The sequence below is a fragment of the Bradyrhizobium yuanmingense genome (assembly GCF_900094575.1).
In the GTDB taxonomy this organism is placed as follows: domain Bacteria; phylum Pseudomonadota; class Alphaproteobacteria; order Rhizobiales; family Xanthobacteraceae; genus Bradyrhizobium; species Bradyrhizobium yuanmingense.
This window is the reverse complement of the sequence record NZ_FMAE01000004.1, coordinates 449,966-466,175: the sequence shown is the minus strand read 5'-3', so window position 1 is coordinate 466,175 and position 16,210 is coordinate 449,966. Positions and strand designations below refer to the sequence as shown.

Annotated in this window: 18 protein-coding genes and 1 pseudogene; 12 read left to right on the top strand and 7 right to left on the bottom strand. The window is 64.7% G+C overall.

Annotated elements, in window-relative coordinates; translation table 11 throughout:
- Positions 1–71: 71 nt before the first annotated feature.
- Both GA0061099_RS43105 and GA0061099_RS15730 read left to right on the top strand, forming a co-directional pair.
- Positions 72–356, top strand: a complete 285-nt coding sequence (locus tag GA0061099_RS43105; RefSeq protein ID WP_420886530.1) for a hypothetical protein — start codon at positions 72–74, stop codon at positions 354–356.
- Between the two features lie 89 nt (positions 357–445).
- On the top strand, positions 446–709 hold the full coding sequence (locus GA0061099_RS15730; RefSeq protein WP_074447877.1) for a hypothetical protein: 264 nt from the start codon (positions 446–448) through the stop codon (positions 707–709).
- Positions 710–1,316: 607 nt separating this feature from the next.
- Here GA0061099_RS15730 and GA0061099_RS15720 read toward each other — a convergent pair.
- Entirely contained in the window at positions 1,317–1,661 is a 345-nt protein-coding gene (locus tag GA0061099_RS15720) for a hypothetical protein (protein WP_074447875.1), read from the bottom strand.
- A 796-nt stretch (positions 1,662–2,457) separates the two neighbouring features.
- Here GA0061099_RS15720 and GA0061099_RS15715 point away from each other — a divergent pair.
- Together GA0061099_RS15715 and rplI are read left to right on the top strand one after the other, a co-directional pair.
- Positions 2,458–3,435 carry a DUF2232 domain-containing protein gene (locus tag GA0061099_RS15715; RefSeq protein ID WP_074447874.1) on the top strand — a complete coding sequence of 326 codons (978 nt, stop codon included), beginning with the start codon at positions 2,458–2,460 and terminating at the stop codon, positions 3,433–3,435.
- Positions 3,436–3,486: 51 nt separating this feature from the next.
- Complete coding sequence (gene rplI / locus GA0061099_RS15710; RefSeq protein WP_036000730.1) at positions 3,487–4,086, top strand: 50S ribosomal protein L9; 600 nt, start codon at positions 3,487–3,489, stop codon at positions 4,084–4,086.
- Between the two features lie 75 nt (positions 4,087–4,161).
- Here the strand turns inward: rplI and GA0061099_RS15705 are convergent, their stop codons facing one another.
- The 3 genes from GA0061099_RS15705 to GA0061099_RS15695 all read right to left on the bottom strand — a co-directional run bounded on the left by GA0061099_RS15705 (position 4,162) and on the right by GA0061099_RS15695 (position 6,197).
- The gene (locus GA0061099_RS15705; RefSeq protein WP_036000734.1) at positions 4,162–4,629 is read right to left on the bottom strand and encodes a PaaI family thioesterase; all 468 of its coding nucleotides are present in this window, start codon (positions 4,627–4,629) and stop codon (positions 4,162–4,164) included.
- Positions 4,630–4,640: 11 nt separating this feature from the next.
- Complete coding sequence (locus GA0061099_RS15700; RefSeq protein WP_036000737.1) at positions 4,641–5,237, bottom strand: TetR/AcrR family transcriptional regulator; 597 nt, start codon at positions 5,235–5,237, stop codon at positions 4,641–4,643.
- A 111-nt stretch (positions 5,238–5,348) separates the two neighbouring features.
- Positions 5,349–6,197 (bottom strand): hypothetical protein, encoded by an 849-nt coding sequence (locus GA0061099_RS15695; protein ID WP_036022699.1) that lies wholly within the window; start codon positions 6,195–6,197, stop codon positions 5,349–5,351.
- Positions 6,198–6,471: 274 nt separating this feature from the next.
- Here GA0061099_RS15695 and GA0061099_RS15690 point away from each other — a divergent pair, with 274 nt between their 5' ends.
- Complete coding sequence (locus GA0061099_RS15690) at positions 6,472–7,722, top strand: SAM-dependent methyltransferase (protein WP_036022698.1); 1,251 nt, start codon at positions 6,472–6,474, stop codon at positions 7,720–7,722.
- A 9-nt stretch (positions 7,723–7,731) separates the two neighbouring features.
- Here GA0061099_RS15690 and GA0061099_RS15685 read toward each other — a convergent pair whose 3' ends face one another.
- Positions 7,732–8,043: a hypothetical protein gene (locus tag GA0061099_RS15685; RefSeq protein ID WP_225112255.1), complete on the bottom strand. Its 312-nt coding sequence runs from the start codon at positions 8,041–8,043 to the stop codon at positions 7,732–7,734.
- Between the two features lie 445 nt (positions 8,044–8,488).
- Between GA0061099_RS15685 and GA0061099_RS15680 the strand changes: the two genes are divergently transcribed.
- Positions 8,489–9,994 (top strand): replicative DNA helicase, encoded by a 1,506-nt coding sequence (locus GA0061099_RS15680; protein ID WP_036000744.1) that lies wholly within the window; start codon positions 8,489–8,491, stop codon positions 9,992–9,994.
- A gap of 54 nt (positions 9,995–10,048) precedes the next feature.
- Positions 10,049–11,326 carry an alanine racemase gene (gene alr / locus GA0061099_RS15675; protein ID WP_036022697.1) on the top strand — a complete coding sequence of 426 codons (1,278 nt, stop codon included), beginning with the start codon at positions 10,049–10,051 and terminating at the stop codon, positions 11,324–11,326.
- Positions 11,327–11,337: 11 nt separating this feature from the next.
- Here the strand turns inward: alr and GA0061099_RS15670 are convergent, their stop codons facing one another.
- Positions 11,338–11,553, bottom strand: a complete 216-nt coding sequence (locus GA0061099_RS15670; RefSeq protein WP_036022695.1) for a hypothetical protein — start codon at positions 11,551–11,553, stop codon at positions 11,338–11,340.
- 39 nt (positions 11,554–11,592) lie between these two features.
- On the opposite strand from GA0061099_RS15670, the gene GA0061099_RS15665 reads away from it, so the two are divergent.
- Entirely contained in the window at positions 11,593–12,363 is a 771-nt protein-coding gene (locus GA0061099_RS15665; protein ID WP_036022694.1) for an exodeoxyribonuclease III, read from the top strand.
- A gap of 175 nt (positions 12,364–12,538) precedes the next feature.
- Here the strand turns inward: GA0061099_RS15665 and GA0061099_RS15660 are convergent, their stop codons facing one another.
- Positions 12,539–13,315, bottom strand: a complete 777-nt coding sequence (locus GA0061099_RS15660) for a potassium channel family protein (RefSeq protein WP_036022702.1) — start codon at positions 13,313–13,315, stop codon at positions 12,539–12,541.
- A gap of 138 nt (positions 13,316–13,453) precedes the next feature.
- Between GA0061099_RS15660 and GA0061099_RS40020 the strand changes: the two genes are divergently transcribed.
- The 4 genes and pseudogenes from GA0061099_RS40020 (at position 13,454) to GA0061099_RS15640 (ending at position 16,210) form a co-directional block, all read left to right on the top strand.
- Positions 13,454–13,654 carry a hypothetical protein gene (locus GA0061099_RS40020; protein WP_141697612.1) on the top strand — a complete coding sequence of 67 codons (201 nt, stop codon included), beginning with the start codon at positions 13,454–13,456 and terminating at the stop codon, positions 13,652–13,654.
- Between the two features lie 167 nt (positions 13,655–13,821).
- Positions 13,822–14,562 carry a FadR/GntR family transcriptional regulator gene (locus GA0061099_RS15650; protein WP_036000760.1) on the top strand — a complete coding sequence of 247 codons (741 nt, stop codon included), beginning with the start codon at positions 13,822–13,824 and terminating at the stop codon, positions 14,560–14,562.
- Positions 14,563–14,610: 48 nt separating this feature from the next.
- A pseudogene (locus tag GA0061099_RS15645) lies at positions 14,611–15,516 on the top strand (NAD(P)-dependent oxidoreductase); the annotation flags it as partial.
- Positions 15,517–15,526: 10 nt separating this feature from the next.
- On the top strand, positions 15,527–16,210 hold the full coding sequence (locus GA0061099_RS15640; protein ID WP_036000766.1) for an amino acid ABC transporter permease: 684 nt from the start codon (positions 15,527–15,529) through the stop codon (positions 16,208–16,210).

The following is a 16,210-nucleotide window of genomic DNA, read 5'->3' as shown; positions in this document are numbered from 1 at the left end:
GGCTGCCGTCAACGACCTACACCGAGAGCCCTCGTCGGCCACTCTTCGCCGGCATCTGCACCGACTGGACGTTGGTCCCGAAGACACAAGGAAAGCGAAACGACCAATTACCTCGACGCATTCCTAACGATGGCCCTAATGTCGAGGTCGGCGCCATCCACCCGAAGCCGATGTCGGTGATTCTGACGACGTCCGCGGAGGTCAATATTTGCATGACTGCGCCCGCTGAGGAGGCGCTGAAGCTGATAGCCCTCTTCCGGACCAACAAGCTCCGGCACGCCGGAGACAGCTTCCTTCTGGAGACGATTTTCCCGGACGACCCTATGAATTTTCTGACGCGGCGCAGCAAACGCTAGGGGGTCTAGTCGAAATAGTTGGCAGCCCCCCTTGGCAGCGCTTCAGAAGGGCGTATGTCCAGCGCCCCTTCAATCGGAGATTCGCTCCCATGACCTCCCGTCAGATTCGCGCCTTCCTTCAAGAACCCGCCTGCCTCGTGATCATCGAGGCAGCTCGCCGGCAGGGGCGTTCGCCCTTGCACGAACTTGACCTCCTGATCACGGACCGCTTCGGCGTGCTGACGCATGGCATGCGCCGCGCGTTCGGCAAAGAGCTGCGGGTGGTCGTCGAGGCGGTCGGCGGCCGGCACGTGCGAACGGGGGTGCGGGCGACTGTGAAGCCGCAGGTCACTGCCCCCTCCATCTACGCCTGATCTTACTATAGGCTATTCACCAGCTCGCGCACGTCGACCTGGGCCTATTGGTCCTGACCGGACCGGTAGGCTTCAGCTCGCCGGTCATCCCCTGCACGAAAATCTTCCCCGGCTCCGCCCACATCATCCGCCAGCTCGCCATGATCCAAACGGCCCGGCTGCCGACTGTCATTGAGATCAGCGCGTAGCGTTTGCCACTCATACGGTTTCTGTGTGCGAAGAAGGTCCTTTATCGGCCAGATCTACCCGACGGGACACCCATGAGCATCATCGAGTCGAAGTTCGAGATCGGGTCCGAGGTCTGGAAGCGCTTCGGCCCCGGATCGCAACAGCAACGCGGCTACGCCTGGGAGTCAGGGCGGTCTTCACCGACCGTAGGCGCCACGCCGTCCGCTACGTGATCGAGGCGCCAGCGGCTACCTGCAGAGGCCGAGGTCTCATTGCGGCCAGCCAGATCCAAGCCGGCCGCCGGCAAGCACAAGCATCGAATCGGTTAGCGCGGAGCGCATGCTACACTCGGACGGATAAGGTCACGAACGGCTCACGCAATTCATTGACCTGGATCAAGAACGGACGGCAACCCAGGACTGGATCGCGGCCGGGCGCATCAAGGTTTGGCCTTGATGATGACGTCATCCCCGACCGCTCTATAGCGGATGTCCCCTCGCGCATTGCGCTGAGAAGACCAGCAGCGGCGGCTGTAGGACTTCAGGCCGTCCGGCATCCGATCGCGATCCTCAGTGCAGGTGTACGGTGCGATATCGACGAGCGGCGGGAAGGATTCGAACTCCTTGTTGCTCGCGGCCCGGTTTTGACCGAGGAAGATGCCGTAGAAGGCGAGGCCCAAGAAGATGAGAAAGCCCAAGCCAATGAGGTTCTTGAGCGGGAGCCACATGCCGACGCGGTATTTGCCGACCTTGCGGGAGACGTAGACGTCCTTGCGGCGGGCCATGGGTTAAGGCACTCCACTTAGCCTTCGATGGCCGCACCGCGTTCGAGATGTGCCTTCTTGCATCAGTGCCCCGCTGACTTGCGCCGCGCCGGTTGGCTTCGGCCGGCGAGGAGTTCTGATACTGGCGCGAAGCGCTCGCTACAATCGGCCTTTTGGATGCTGCGGCGATCGGCATGGGGCCTCAAAACTGGGGGCTTTGGGACTGACACGTCCGCCCGCCCCGCGCCGCCGGGGTCTGGGGTCCTCAGCGCGGAGCGCTCGCCGGCTTTGCCGTTCGCGATAACCGGCACAGCCCTTCTGCAGCCCCTGGTCCTGGAGAATGATCTTGGCTTCGGCGCAGCCTTACTTCCAGCCGACCCGGAAATAATCGGGGTACTTCTCCCGCATCTCGATCGCGATCTTGCCCCACTGCATGTTGACGTCGCTTAGGATGGCATCGGAATGCCGCTTGCCTTGCATACGAACTCGGCCAGCGATTAGCCGCAAGCAATCTTACCTAAGATCTTGAGGCACCCAGGGGACGCAGTCTGCCGCGCCTCCCGATCGACGCAGGAACCCTCAAGGTCTGCTCGACGCCAGCCATGAGATTGGGCGTTGAATGTCGACACGGGATTGGTTAGAAGGCCGGCACTGGTTTGCGGCTCCCGTGAGGGGCCGCACTCGTTTTGGAGTTGGGCGAGCTGAGGTATCTGCTACGGTTTCCGCTACAGAGCGTGAGCTGATCCGCATAAACCTCTGATAACACTAGCGTTCTTGCTGGTCTCGCTCTAACCGCTCGAAGGGAGCGGGACAGCTGATGATGGCCTTTGCACTGATAGCCTTGATCGCCGGCGCTGCGTCGGCCCTGATGTTCGCCTCGATCATCTCGGGGGCGCTGATCGCGCTCGTCCTGTTCTATCTCGCTCCGCTCCCCCTGATGGTCGCCGCGATCGGCTGGGGCCCGCTTTGCGCGAGCCTCGGCGGCATCGCCGCCGCGATCGGCCTCGGCGCCCTGTTCGGCCTGCCCTACTGCATCGCCTTCGCCGTCACCGTCGCGTTGCCGGCGTGGTGGCTCGGCCATCTCGTCCTGCTCGGACGTCAGGTGGGAAGCGCCGCGCCTGCCACCGGCACAGCGCCCTCCGCGGAGCCGGACGTCGAGTGGTACCCGGTCGGCCGCATCCTGCTCTGGATTGCAGGCTTCGCGACGCTGACCACGATGGCCGCTTTGCTCACTCTCGGGACCGACGCGGAGACCATCACCGGCACGTTGCGCCGTGGCCTGACGCGCCTCCTGCGCGCCACCGACCCGCAAACTTCGGGCGAAGCCAGCCAGTTCGTCGACGCGCTGGTGCGCATCGCACCCGCCGCCGCCACGATTGCCGCGACGATGACGCTCACTCTCAACCTCTGGCTCAGCGCCAAGGTGACCGCGACGTCGGGCCGGCTGCGCCGTCCCTGGCCGGACCTCAAGACCACCGAGCTGCCGCAGATGACGCTGGTGGTGCTGTGCATCTCCCTCGCCTTCTGCTTCACCGGGGGGCTGCTTGGCATCGTGGCGCAGATCGCCACCGCCGCGCTGATGATGAGTTATGCGCTGGCCGGTTTCGCCGTATTGCATACGCTGACGCTCGCGCTGAACGGCCGCACGTTCTGGCTCGGCTCGACCTACGCCGCCGTGGTCGTGTTCGGATGGCCCGTGGTCGCGATGGTAATCCTTGGGCTTGCGGATGCCTTGTTTGGCTTGCGCGAACGCTTCCTGCGCAGCCGGCAGCCGCCGCCACTGCCTACACCTTGAGTTCAACCCCGAAACTGAAACCTTCGAGAGCACTTCAAAAGGAGAACGAATATGGAAGTCATTTTGCTGGAACGCGTCAACAAGCTCGGCCAGATGGGCGAAGTCGTGAAGGTTCGCGACGGCTACGCTCGCAATTTCCTGCTCAAGCGCGGCAAGGCGCTGCGCGCCACCGCCGACAACCGGGCCAAGTATGACGGCATGAAGGCCGAGCTCGAAGCGCGCAACCTCGCCTCGAAGGCCGAGGCGTCCAAGGTCGCCGAGAAGATCGAGGGCAAGAACATCATCGTGATCCGCCAGGCCTCGGAAGCCGGCCAGCTGTTCGGCTCGGTCAACGTGCGTGACATCGTGCTCGCGTTCGAAGCCGACGGCGTTTCGCTCGCCCGTCCGCAGATCCAGCTCGACGCGCCGATCAAGACCATCGGCAAGCACTCGATCACCGTTGCCGTTCATCCCGAAGTCGAGGTCGAGATCACCGTCACGGTTGCCCGCAGCCAGGACGAGGCCGAGCGCATCAACCGCGGCGAGGACATCTCGACCCGCAATGAGGATCGCGATGCGGCCGCCGAGGCGATCGCCGCCGCCGGCGAGTTCTTCGATCCGGAAGCCCAGCACGACGAGGTCGCGCCGGCGCCGGCTGCGGAAGAGAAGTAAGCAGCTCAACTCGTCATTCCGGGACGGTCCGCAAGACCAGACCCGGATGACGATCCCGATCAAAGCCCGGCTGCCTCACGCGGCCGGGCTTTTCGTTTTGGCAGCGACGTCCTCGCTCAGCATCGCGATCGAGGCCAGCGCGGTGGCCGTATGCTTCTCGACGCCGTCGCTGACGCAGAACACGTCGGCGGCGACCACCGCGACCTGGCGGCCCGGCTTGATCACCCGGGCGCGGCAGATCAGCTTCTCGCCGACCGCGGGCGACAACAGATTGAGCTTGTATTCCGCCGTCAGCGCCGGCTGGCCGCGCGACGTGGCGGCTGCGATCGTGGTGGCGTTGTCGACCAGGAAGGCGGTGACGCCGCCATGGAAGAAGCCGTGCTGCTGTAACAGCTCCGGCCGGCGCTCCACGGCGATGGTGCAGGTGCCGCGCGACAATTCGGAGAGCTCGGCGCCGACCAGGTTCATGAAACCCTGCCGGCCGATATTGGCGTGGATGCGCTCGGCAATCGGCGCAAATTCCGGATCAGCTTCGGCCCGCATGCGATCTCCCCTTATTGCTTGTTGATGCGATCGAACGGCCTCAGCGCACGATTGGCGCAGGCGATCAGCGTGTCCGCCTCGATGCGCGGATCGGTTCGCTCGCGACCCGACAGGAAGGCGCGGCAGAAGATCTGCGCCGGACCGATCAGCTGGCTGACGAACATCACCGGTGTCATCGGCAGAAGTTCGCCGCTTGCCACCAGCGGCGCGCGCCAGCGCTCAATGCCTTCGGCAAGCCGCGCATTCTGCGCCCGCTGGGCGTCGCGCACGTCTTCGCCCCACTCGCTGCGCGAGATCTCGAAGAGGTAGCGCGCCTCGCGCCGGCTGGTGACGACCCAGTCGAGATGCGCCCGGATCAGGCGATCGATGCCCCGCTCGGCGTCGGGGCCGGGATCGAGCGCGGCCAGTATCGCGGCGTGATAGTGCCGCAAGACCTCCAGAAACAACGCACCGGCAAGTTCTTTCTTCGAACCGAAAACGTGGAAGAAGCTGCCGTTGGAAGCCCGCGCGCGGGTACGGATCGCAGCCACCGTCGCGGCTTCGAAGCCGACGCGGTCGAACACGGCAAGGCCGGCCGCCAACAGATCGTCTCGTACGCTCGCCGTCATGGGCGCCTCCTAGAGCAATACTCTAGAGTACTACTCTAATGACGGTCAAGACGATGCGAAGGCCGCGGATGGGCGCGGCCTTCGCATCGTCGATCGAAAGATCCGGATGACTTAGCGCGAGATCGGCGGCACCGGCGGACCGGAGGACGCAGGCGGCGCCGGCGGCGGCGGGGCTGCAGCGGTCGCGGGCGGCGCCTGTTCCTGCGGCTTGGCCGCGGGGGCCGGCTCGGCAGGTTTCGGAGCAGCCTCTTCCACCGGCTTGGGCGCGGCCGGCTCAGCGGGCTTGGCGGCGGCTGGAGCGGCCGGCGTCACCTGCGGGATCGGATCGGGCCGCGGCGCCGGCGTCTCGCTGCGCGGCTCGACCTTGGCGCTGTCAGGCTTGACGGGCTCCGGCTTCGGCTCGCTCTTCTTGTCGTCGGTCGCCGGCGCCGCGGCATCGACCTTCGGGGCTTCCTCCGTGCCGGGCTTGGCGCGCCGCTTGCCTTTGCGTGCCTCGGGCGCAGCCTCTCCCTCCGGCTTGGCACCCTCCTCGGCCGGCCGCGCCGCACGCTTCTGGCGCGTACCCTCGGCGGCAGGAGCAGCGCCCTCGCCCTCCGGCCTCGCGGCATCCTGCGCGCGCTGGCGTCGACCCTGTTGTTCAGGCGCGGCGCCGTCCTTCTTGGCGTCCTTGGCCTGATAGCGCGTGTCGGTGGCACCGTTCGAGATCAGATAGGCGGAGAGGACGCCCGCCATATCCGAACTCGTCGTGTAGTGCTGGCGCAGGAATCCCGGCAGCGAGCCGGGCGACACGGACTTCAGCAGCCCGCGCGGGCTCTTGTGGCAGACATTGCAGGTCTGCGAGAACAGCTGCGACGGGGTCTTGCCAGCCTCGAGGTTCGTCGCCTGCGCAAGAACGGAATTAGCCGCACCGAAGCCAATCAGAAGCAACACCGTCGCGAGGCTGAGCGCTCGGCTCGACATTCCCATCATCTCCGTTGAATTTCCGCAAATGCAGCCGGCATCCGGCGCGGCGGCGGTCACCTTTTAACCGATTGAGCCGCGAATGGAAGCAGGTCCGCGCGCAAGGATGTGATTAAGCGGTTTTCGAATATCTACTTTGAACACAGTGCAATAGCGCAGCCGGAACCGGCTCGCTAGATTTGAATGCAAACGCATAGGAACCGCTGCGGCGCCTGGGCGTCAGTTATAAAGGCCGGGTAGTCGCATCTTTCGGGTTCGCTCGAGAGGATTGCCGATGGACCGATTGTTGCGTCGATTTCTGTCCCAATTCATCCGCCGCGGGTCGTTGACGGTGACCAGCGCGAGCGGGTCGAAGTTCACCGTCGGCGACGGCTCCGGCGAGCCGGTCGCAGTCCGCTTCGTCACCGCCGACTCCGAGCGGAGGGTCCTCGTCAATCCCGAGCTGGGGCTGGGCGAGGCCTACATGAACGGCGAGTTCGTGGTCGAGCGCGGCACCATAGCTGATGCCCTCGCGATCCTGCTCGATCAACCCGACCCATTGCCGCAGTGGGCAAAGCCGTGGTGGCACCTGCGCTACCTGACGCGGCACCTCAAGCAGTTCAATCCCCGCCCGCGCTCCCGTCAAAACGTCGCTCATCATTACGATCTCGACGGCCGCCTCTATTCGCTGTTTCTCGATGCCGACAAGCAATATAGCTGCGCCTATTTCGAGACGCCCGAGATGTCGCTGGACGACGCGCAGCTTGCCAAGAAGCGGCACATCGCGGCGAAACTTCTCGTCAGCAATGGCCAGCGCGTGCTCGACATCGGCTCCGGCTGGGGTGGCCTCGGGCTCTATCTCGCCGAGATCGCGAGCGCCGACGTCACCGGCATCACGCTGTCGACCGAGCAGCTGGAGGTCGCCAATGCGCGCGCCGCCGAAAAGGGCCTGACGGGCTCGGCCAGATTCCAGCTCCAGGATTATCGCGACGTCGAAGGTACGTTCGACCGCATCGTCTCCGTCGGCATGTTCGAACATGTCGGGGCGAGATTCTACGACGCCTACTTCCAGCGCTGCGCCGAGCTGCTGAAGGAAGACGGCGTCATGCTGCTGCATTCGATCGGCCGTTCGCAGGGCCCGGATTCGACCAATCCCTGGATCGCCAAATACATCTTCCCCGGCGGCTACATCCCCGCGCTCTCGGAGGTGCTGCCGGCGATCGAGCGCGCGGGCCTGCTGGTCTGCGACATCGAGATTCTGCGCCTGCACTACGCCGAGACGCTGAAGGCCTGGCGCGAGCGGTTCATGGCGCGGCGCGAGGAAGCCGTGCAGCTCTACGACGAGCGCTTCGCCTTGATGTGGGAATTTTACCTCGCGGCCTGCGAGATGACGTTCCGCAAGCAAGCCATGATGAACTTCCAGATCCAGATCACCCGTCGCCAGGGCGTGGTGCCGATGACCCGCGACTATATCCCGCAGGAAGAAGCCCGGCTGCGGGCCCGGGAGGGCGCGGCCATGCCGAAGCTCAAGCTGGCTGGTGAATAGGTCCGGATCCTAGTGACGCAGGGTCGAAATCCCGGACGTCCGGAAAGACGCCGTTAACGCCAATTGCGCCCGCAATTCCAGCAGGATTTCGGGGGCGACCGGCTGGCGACGGACCTCGGGCCGCTCCGCGTGCTTCATAGCCGCGATCAGCCCCGACAGCCAAAGCCGGCTGCCTGCCTCGCTTCGCCAGTTCTGGTGCTGCCGTTCTGGCTGCATCGCTCGCCTCGTATCCCTGTTGGCGGGGAATGAGATAATCCCCTGCCCATCCGCCTGTTCCGACATGACACCCGAAAGAATCCGGGGAGATGTGATCTGGTTCACAGAAGTCTGGTCGGGCCTGGCTTAGACCGTCGCCATGAGCAAAGAGACCCAAACCTCATTCGACGTGCAGGACGACCTCCGCACCGATTACGCCCTGATCGTCACCGGCGTTGGGGCGGCTCTGGTTGCGCTGGTCTACCTCCTGCTGGTCTGAAGCCGAGCCGAATCGGTCAGCGTGCGTCATTTTGGGCGCCTCTCGGTAGGTCTGCGCGTCAGCCCCCAGGGTTCACGGGTTTCAGGATTTTTCCGCGGCGCGATCACAGCCCTCTGCGCCGAGCGAGCTCCGCCAAAATCCAGTCAAGCGCGGCGCGTGCTGCGACTGCTAATCATCCACCATTTTAACTGAGCGGTTGATAGCGGTCAGCTTTTGCTTCCGCTTTGACCTGCGGCGGCGCTTTATCCCGGCCCCGCATCCGCCCAAGAAAATTGCTAAGCACGTCCGACCATGGCACTGACTGATTCGAACGTTCTCAAACTCGCGCCCGATGCCGGAACTCCCGCCTATCGGAGCGCACCGCACAATATCGAGGCGGAACAGAGCCTTCTGGGCGCAATCCTGGTCAACAACGACGCCTTCTACCGCGTCTCCGACTTCCTGGAGGCCAAGCACTTCTTCGAGCCGCTGCACCAGACCATCTTCGAGACCGCCGGCAGCCTGATCCGGATGGGCAAGATCGCCACCCCGGTCACGCTGAAGACGTTCCTGCCGGCCGATACCGATGTCGGCGGCATGACCATCGGACAATACCTGGCGCGGCTTGCGGCCGAAGCCACCACCATCATCAACGCCCAGGACTATGGCCGCACCATCTACGATCTGTCCTTGCGCCGCGACCTGATCGGCATCGGCGAGGACATGGTCAACGTCGCCTATGACGCCCCGGTCGACTTCCAACCGCGGGCGCAGATCGAGGACGCCGAGCGCAAGCTGTACGAGCTCGCCGAGTCCGGCCGCTATGACGGCGGCTTCCAGAAATTCTCGCAGGCGCTCACGGTCGCGGTCGATCTCGCGGCCAAGGCATTCCAGCGCGACGGCAAGCTGTCGGGCATTTCGACGGGCCTGCGCGACCTCGACACCAAGATGGGCGGCCTGCAGCATTCCGACCTCATCATCGTCGCGGGACGCCCCGGCATGGGCAAGACGTCGCTGGCGACCAACATCGCCTACAACGTCGCGCAGGCCTACGTGCCGGAGCTTCAGGCCGACGGCACCATGAAGGCCGCCAATGGCGGCGTGATCGGCTTCTTCTCCTGCGAAATGTCGGCCGACCAGCTCGCCACGCGTATCGTGGCCGAGCGCACCGGCATTCCCTCCTCCCACATCCGCCGCGGCGGCATCACGGAGGCCGATTTCGAGAAGATCCGGCAGGTCTCGATCGAGCTGCAGTCGCTGCCGTTCTACGTCGACGCCACCGGCGGCCTCTCCATCGCGCAGCTGATGGCGCGCGCGCGCCGGCTCAAGCGCCAGAAGGGCCTCGATCTCCTGGTGATCGACTACATCCAGCTGCTCTCGGGCTCGGGCAAGCGCGCCAGCGACAGTCGCGTGCAGGAAATCACGGAGATCACGACCAGCCTGAAGGCGCTGGCCAAGGAGCTCAACGTTCCCGTGATCGCGCTGTCGCAGCTCTCGCGTCAGGTGGAATCGCGCGACGACAAGCGGCCGCAGCTGTCGGACTTGCGTGAATCCGGCTCGATCGAGCAGGACGCCGACGTCGTGCTGTTCGTGTTCCGCGAGGAATATTACCTCGCCATGAAGGAGCCGCGCCCCGGCACCGAAGAGCATGCCAAATGGCAGGCCGACATGGAACGCACCGTGGGCCGCGCCGAAGTCATCATCGGCAAGCAGCGCCACGGTCCGACCGGCACCGTCGAGCTGCACTTCGATGCCTCGGTCACGCGCTTCGGCGACCTCGCGCATGACGGCCAACTGCCGGACCGCAGCGACTACTAGATTGTTCCCCGGGTTGAACGGGGCCCGTCTCTTGCGTAAAACGACGCCATGACAATGGCGTCCGCCCCGAAATCAATCCCGCAATCCGGCCCACTCTCCCCGGAGGCCAACCAGGCTGCCGCGCTCGCCGCCTTCGGCGGCGTGCTGACCGTCGATCTCGATGCGATCATCGCCAATTGGCGCAAGCTCGAGAAGACCGCGGTGCCGGCCGAATGTTCGGCGGTGATCAAGGCCGACGCCTATGGCTGCGGCGCCGAGCAGGTGTCGCGCGCCCTTAGCAAAGCCGGTTGCAAGACCTTCTTCGTCGCCACCATCGAGGAAGCGCGCAAGGTGCGCGCCGCCGTTCCGGAGCCCACGATCTACGTGCTCGGCGGCTATTTCCAGAACACCGGCGAGCACTACGCCAAGATCAATTGCCGTCCGGTGATCGGCGATCTCAACGAACTCGCCGAATGGGACGTGTTCTGCCGCCGCACCGGCTGGAACGGGGGCGCCGCTGTTCACATCGACACCGGCATGAACCGGCTCGGGCTGACGCTGTCGGAAGCGCAGGCCATCATCCCCCGCATCAACGCCGGCGACCACGGCATCACGCTGGTGATGAGCCATCTGGTCTCGGCCGAGCAGCTCAACAGCCCGATCAATGCCAGACAGCTCGCGGCCTTCCGCAGCATCGCCAGCGAGTTCACAGGCGTGCCGGCGGCACTCGCCAACTCCTCCGGCATCTTCCTCGGCGCGCCCTTCCAGTTCGACCTGGTGCGCCCGGGAGCTGCGCTCTACGGCGTCAACCCAACGCCGGAGGCCGACAATCCCATGCAGCAGGTCGTCGACCTCAAGGCGCGCATCGTGCAGATCCGCACCATCGATCGCGGCGAGACCGTCGGCTATGGCGGCACCTGGACCGCGCGGCGGCCGACGAAACTGGCGATCATCGCAGTCGGCTATGCCGACGGCTATTTCCGCGCCGCCAGCTCCAACGACGGCACCCGCGGCGCCGATGTCATCGTGGCCGGCAAGCGCTGCCCTGTCGCGGGCCGCATCTCCATGGACCTGATCGCGATCGACATCACCGATCTGCCGCCGAACGCGGTGCGGCGCGGGCACATGGTGACGCTGCTCGGCGAAGGCATCACCGTCGACGAGCTCGCGCACCATTTCGGCACGATCGGTTATGAGGTGCTGACCAGCCTCGGCCGCCGCTATGCCCGCGTCTACAAGGGTGGCAATGTCGAGGAGCCGCTGACGAAGCCGGAGCCCGCCTCGAACGCGGGGCAGCCGCCTTCCCCACCGTCGATCGAACAGCCGTCGGCGTTGCCGCCGCTGCCAAGTTAAACCATCCGCACCTACTTCTTCTTTCTGCTGTCCAGCGCCGTCTTGCAGGTGGCGCTGAGCTGGTCGCGCTTGGCGTTGAGACAGGCGACGATGCCGCCACCCGGCGCGATGCCGGCGCAGAATTTGTCGTAGTCAGCCTTGCACGCGCCGCGCGTTTCGGCTGACTGTGCCGTGGCCCCGGAGAACGCGACGACGAAGGCGGTAGCGGCAAAGCTCAGTTTGGACATTGTATCTCCGGGGACGAAAGGCAGAGCCGGTAGCTCTAGATGAAGATCGCGACATTCAACATCAACAACATCAACCGCCGCCTGCCCAATCTGTTGGCATGGCTGCGAATGGCGAAGCCCGATGTCGTCGCGCTCCAGGAGTTGAAGGCAAGTGATGGCGAATTTCCGGCAGCCGCCATCGAAAGGGCCGGCTATGGCGCGGTGTGGCGTGGACAAAAGACCTGGAACGGCGTCGCCATCCTCGCCCGCAATGCCGAGCCCGTGCTGACGCGCGACCGTTTGCCGGGAAAGCCTGCCGATCTCGAAGCGCGCTACATCGAGGCCGCCGTACGCGGCGTCATCGTCACCAGCATCTATCTGCCCAACGGCAATCCGCAGCCGGGACCGAAATTCGACTACAAGCTCGACTGGTTCGCGCGGCTGCGGCGCCACGCCAACACCTTCATCAAGCAGGACCTGCCGGTGGTGCTCGCCGGCGACTACAATGTCGCGCCCACCGAGATCGACATCTATCCGACGCGCTCATGGGACAAGGATGCGCTGATCCAGCCGAAGAGCCGCGCAGCCTTTGCCGCGCTGGTCCAGCAAGGCTGGTGCGACGCGATCCGCGAGCTGCATCCGGACGAGCGCATCTACACGTTCTGGGACTACAAGCGGAACCGCTGGCCACGCGATGCGGGCCTGCGGCTCGACCATCTCCTGCTCAGCCCTGCCCTCGCCCCGCGCCTCGCCAAAGCCGGCGTCGACAAGAAGATCCGCGGCGAGGACGGCGCCAGCGATCACGCGCCGGCGTGGGTGGTGTTGCGGTGACCCAAACGCAGTCAGCAGCGGGCCGCCCGATAAAACCTGAAAACAACCCCATGCACAGTAGCTGGCCCCAGTCCGCTCAATTACTTACGGGTAAACCGAAATCAAAGTTGATCCGTCGGGCAAAACACTGGCATGATGTCACCATCGAAGGCGTCCACGTGGCGCCGAGGGCTCTTCAGATCGCCCCTTCATCGGGAATGTTGAGGACGGTGCCGCAAGCCTTGCAATGCACCGCATCGGCATCGTGCCTCTGGAGCCCGCACGTCGGGCATGGAAACCGCACCTTGTGGGGACTGAGGAGCGCGCGGGCGAGATTGAAGAACAGCGTCACGCCGAAAATCATGATCACGACGGTGATCAGACGACCGAACGTACCCGCCAGCGTGATGTCGCCGAAGCCGGTCGTCGTCAGCGCCGTGACGGTGAAATACAGGGCATCGGCATAGTTCCGGATCTCGTCGTTGCGAAACTTCTGGGTCTCGTAAACGATCCCGGTCATCACGAAGATGAAAACGGCGAGGTTCGTGACGGCGAAGATGACCTCTTCGTTGCGACGAAAGAACGGGGAATCGATGCGCAGCCTCACCAGCATCTGGTAGTCGCGAAGCAGGCCCAACGTCCGCAAAATCCGGAGAAAGCCGCCCGCCTCGCCGGCAAGGGGTGCCAGGAAGGACACGATCGCAACCATGTCAGCCCAGGTCGCGAGCTGGGTGAATTTTTGAAACGGATGTTGATCGACCAGGAGCCGGGCGGAGAAGTCCGCAAGCAGAATGACGCCGAACAGGACATCGAGCGTCTCGACGATGTCACTGGGCGGCAGGAACGAGGTCGCAATAATGAACAGCACCGTCACGATATCGAAGATGAGCAGCGCATAACGGAAGCGCACGCCGTCCGGCGTTGCGCCCTCGTAAAGGAGTCGGACGTTGCTTTTGAGAGACGTGAGGGTCACTGCACCATGATCGCGGTTTGCACGGATGATGGCAACTCGGAGCGTGTGCCGCAACCGACGACGTCTGTATAGCTAGAGTGGGCCTCGCGATTAGGAACCCGGACCGCGACGCGGTGTTCAGCTCTCTTTGGGGGCTGAATGCTCAAACCCGACGATTGTCGCAAGCTTGCGGAGCAATATCGAGCGCGCGCGAATGATGCCACATCGGCGAAGCGCCTCGCCAATGTGCTTCTGAGCGTTTCCAACGCCTATCTCGCTCTGGCGAGCCAACTGGAGCTCCTTGCGTCCGTCGAACATCAGGAGCACGCGAGGAGAGCCGGTCGGAACGTTCAAGGCTGAGCCGTCAGACGAAAGATGCAAACCGAGCCGGCGCGGCGCCATGAAGCCTCATCATTGCGGTGCTCCGCGATCGAGCTCGCCCCGCTGATCCCTCGGAGGGAAGCCTCTTGACCTCCGCGGCCTGGTAAGCATACTGGTCTGACCACGATCAGACCAAAGAGACGGGGATGGAGTTCAAGCGAGCCGCCGACGGCGAAAAGGGGTTCGAGAAGGTGTTTGCCTTCCTGCGCGAGCGCCTGCTTACCGGCTCGCTCAGGCCGGGCGACCGCCTGATTTCGGAGCGCGAGCTCGCCACCCTGCTCGGCGTCAGCCGGCCAATCGTCCGCGAGGCGCTGCGCGCCCTCACCGTCCTCGGGATCGTCGAGATCCGCGACCGCATCGGCACCGTCGTGACGCGGCCAGATGTCTCGGTGCTGAACGACTTCTTCACCTTCGCCCTCGCCCAGCAGGCCGACATGCTCGAGGACGTCATGCAGGCGCGCGTCGCGATCGAATGCCAGGCGATCCGGCTCGCCTGCGAGCGCGCCAACATCGCCGATTTCGAACGGCTGCAGCGCGCGCTGACGAAGATCGGCGAGACCATCGACGAAGCCGATGCCGGCGGCATGGCCGATTTCGACTTCCACCGCGCGATCGTCGTCGCCTCACATTCGGAGACGCTGAGCGTGCTGCACGCCTCCATGGCGGGCCTGTTGACACATTCGCATCGCAGCCGCCGCGAGCTGGTGCAGGCCTTCCCGTCGATGAAGACCTACCTTGTCGACGATCACCGCCGCATCTTCGAAGCCCTCATTGCGCGCGATCCCGAGCGCGCGGATGCGACGCTGCGCAAGCATTTCGCCATCGGCGACGAATACCGCAGACGCGCCGTCGTCGGCGACATCGACAAGACAAGTGCCTCGGGCTGATCGCGCACAGCCCTTCAATCAAGACGCCAATTAAACAAGAAACGGACTGACGACATGGGACGGAACGACAAGGGCAAGGTCGGCTTCATCGGCATCGGCACGATGGGGCGGGAGATGGTGCGCAACCTGCAGGCGGCGGGCCACGCGGTCCGCGTCTTCGATCTGAACGAAGCCGCGCTGGCCGACAGCGTCAAGGAAGGCGCGACGCGTGCCAAAAGCCCTGCCGATGCCGCGCAAGGCACCGATATCGTCATCACCATGCTGCCCGACACGCCGCACGTCGAGGCGACGATCTACGGCGAGCAGGGCCTGCTGAATTCCCCGCCGCCGGGCAAGCTGATCGTCGACATGAGCACGATCTCGCCGGTCGCCGTCCGCCGCATCCATTCGGACCTGCAGAAGACAGGCGTCGGCTTCATCGACGCGCCGGTCTCCGGCGGGCCGGTGGGCGCCAGGAACGCCGCGCTCTCGATCATGGCCGGCGGCGATGCGGACACGTTCGCCAAGGCCGAGCCGTTCTTCCGCGCGATGGGCACGACCATCACCCATGTCGGCGCATCCGGCGCCGGCCAGACCGTCAAGCTCTGCAATCAGCTGATCTGCGGCATCAACATCCAGGCGATCTGCGAGGCGCTCGCGCTCGGCCGCGCTTCGGGCCTCGATCTCAACCTGCTCCGCCGGGTGCTGCTCGGCGGCTCCGCCGCTTCCTGGATGCTGGACAAGCTCGGCCCCGCGATGATCGCCGGCGACGTTTCCGCGGGCTTCCGGATCGATCTGCAGCTCAAAGACCTTCGCCTGGTGCAGGAGCACGCACAGGCCCTGAACGTGCCCCTGCCTGGCACCGCGCTCGTCACCAGCCAATATGTCGACGCGCGCGCCCATGGCGAAGGCAGCAACGGCAACCAAGCGCTGTTCCGCGTCTATGACCGCATGACCAACCAGACCACCGGCTGACCCTGGAACGATGAGCCTCCAACTCGACTTTCCCGCAGTGCTGGAGCGTTGGCCGAGCTTTCTGGCCGGCGCCGTCCTCACGCTTGAGTTGGCATTCTTCGCGACCGTGCTAGGCGCTTTGCTCGGCACGCTCGCGGCGGTCGGACGCGGCACACACAATTCGCTGATTGCAGGTGCCTGCAAAGTCTATGTCGAGACCATCCGCAACACCCCGCTGCTGGTGCAGATCTTCCTGGTCTATTTCGGCCTCGCCAGCCTCGGCCTGAAATACTCCGCCTTCACGGTGGCGGTGGCGGCGCTGACCATCAATGTCGGCGCCTACACCGCTGAGATCATGCGGGCCGGCTTCGAGGCGATCCCGCGCGGGCAGATCGAGGCCGCCGAGGGGCTGGCGCTGTCGCGCTTCCAGATCTACTGGCACATCATCCTGCTGCCGGCGGTCGAGAAGGTCTATCCTGCGCTCACCAGCCAGTTCGTGCTCCTGATGCTGGCCTCCTCGGTCTGCTCGCAGATCTCGGCCGAGGAGCTCACCGCGGTCGCCAACTACATCCAGTCGGACACCTATCGCGCGTTCGAGACCTACATCATCGTCGCCGTGCTCTACGTCATCCTGTCGCTGGTGATGCGTGCCGGCTTCTGGGGCCTCGGCCTCCTCCTGTTTCCGCGCCGGCGCCGGCTCGGCACGCCGTTGTGA

What these genes read in the sequence shown, in the direction of transcription:
- GA0061099_RS15730 (WP_074447877.1), top strand. Translation starts at nt 446, where the DNA reads ATGACCTCCCGTCAGATTCGCGCCTTCCTTCAAGAACCCGCCTGCCTC.
- GA0061099_RS15720 (WP_074447875.1), bottom strand. Translation starts at nt 1,661, where the DNA reads ATGGCCCGCCGCAAGGACGTCTACGTCTCCCGCAAGGTCGGCAAATAC.
- GA0061099_RS15715 (WP_074447874.1), top strand. Translation starts at nt 2,458, where the DNA reads ATGATGGCCTTTGCACTGATAGCCTTGATCGCCGGCGCTGCGTCGGCC.
- rplI (WP_036000730.1), top strand. Translation starts at nt 3,487, where the DNA reads ATGGAAGTCATTTTGCTGGAACGCGTCAACAAGCTCGGCCAGATGGGC.
- GA0061099_RS15705 (WP_036000734.1), bottom strand. Translation starts at nt 4,629, where the DNA reads ATGCGGGCCGAAGCTGATCCGGAATTTGCGCCGATTGCCGAGCGCATC.
- GA0061099_RS15700 (WP_036000737.1), bottom strand. Translation starts at nt 5,237, where the DNA reads ATGACGGCGAGCGTACGAGACGATCTGTTGGCGGCCGGCCTTGCCGTG.
- GA0061099_RS15695 (WP_036022699.1), bottom strand. Translation starts at nt 6,197, where the DNA reads ATGTCGAGCCGAGCGCTCAGCCTCGCGACGGTGTTGCTTCTGATTGGC.
- GA0061099_RS15690 (WP_036022698.1), top strand. Translation starts at nt 6,472, where the DNA reads ATGGACCGATTGTTGCGTCGATTTCTGTCCCAATTCATCCGCCGCGGG.
- GA0061099_RS15680 (WP_036000744.1), top strand. Translation starts at nt 8,489, where the DNA reads ATGGCACTGACTGATTCGAACGTTCTCAAACTCGCGCCCGATGCCGGA.
- alr (WP_036022697.1), top strand. Translation starts at nt 10,049, where the DNA reads ATGGCGTCCGCCCCGAAATCAATCCCGCAATCCGGCCCACTCTCCCCG.
- GA0061099_RS15670 (WP_036022695.1), bottom strand. Translation starts at nt 11,553, where the DNA reads ATGTCCAAACTGAGCTTTGCCGCTACCGCCTTCGTCGTCGCGTTCTCC.
- GA0061099_RS15665 (WP_036022694.1), top strand. Translation starts at nt 11,593, where the DNA reads ATGAAGATCGCGACATTCAACATCAACAACATCAACCGCCGCCTGCCC.
- GA0061099_RS40020 (WP_141697612.1), top strand. Translation starts at nt 13,454, where the DNA reads ATGCTCAAACCCGACGATTGTCGCAAGCTTGCGGAGCAATATCGAGCG.
- GA0061099_RS15650 (WP_036000760.1), top strand. Translation starts at nt 13,822, where the DNA reads ATGGAGTTCAAGCGAGCCGCCGACGGCGAAAAGGGGTTCGAGAAGGTG.
- GA0061099_RS15640 (WP_036000766.1), top strand. Translation starts at nt 15,527, where the DNA reads ATGAGCCTCCAACTCGACTTTCCCGCAGTGCTGGAGCGTTGGCCGAGC.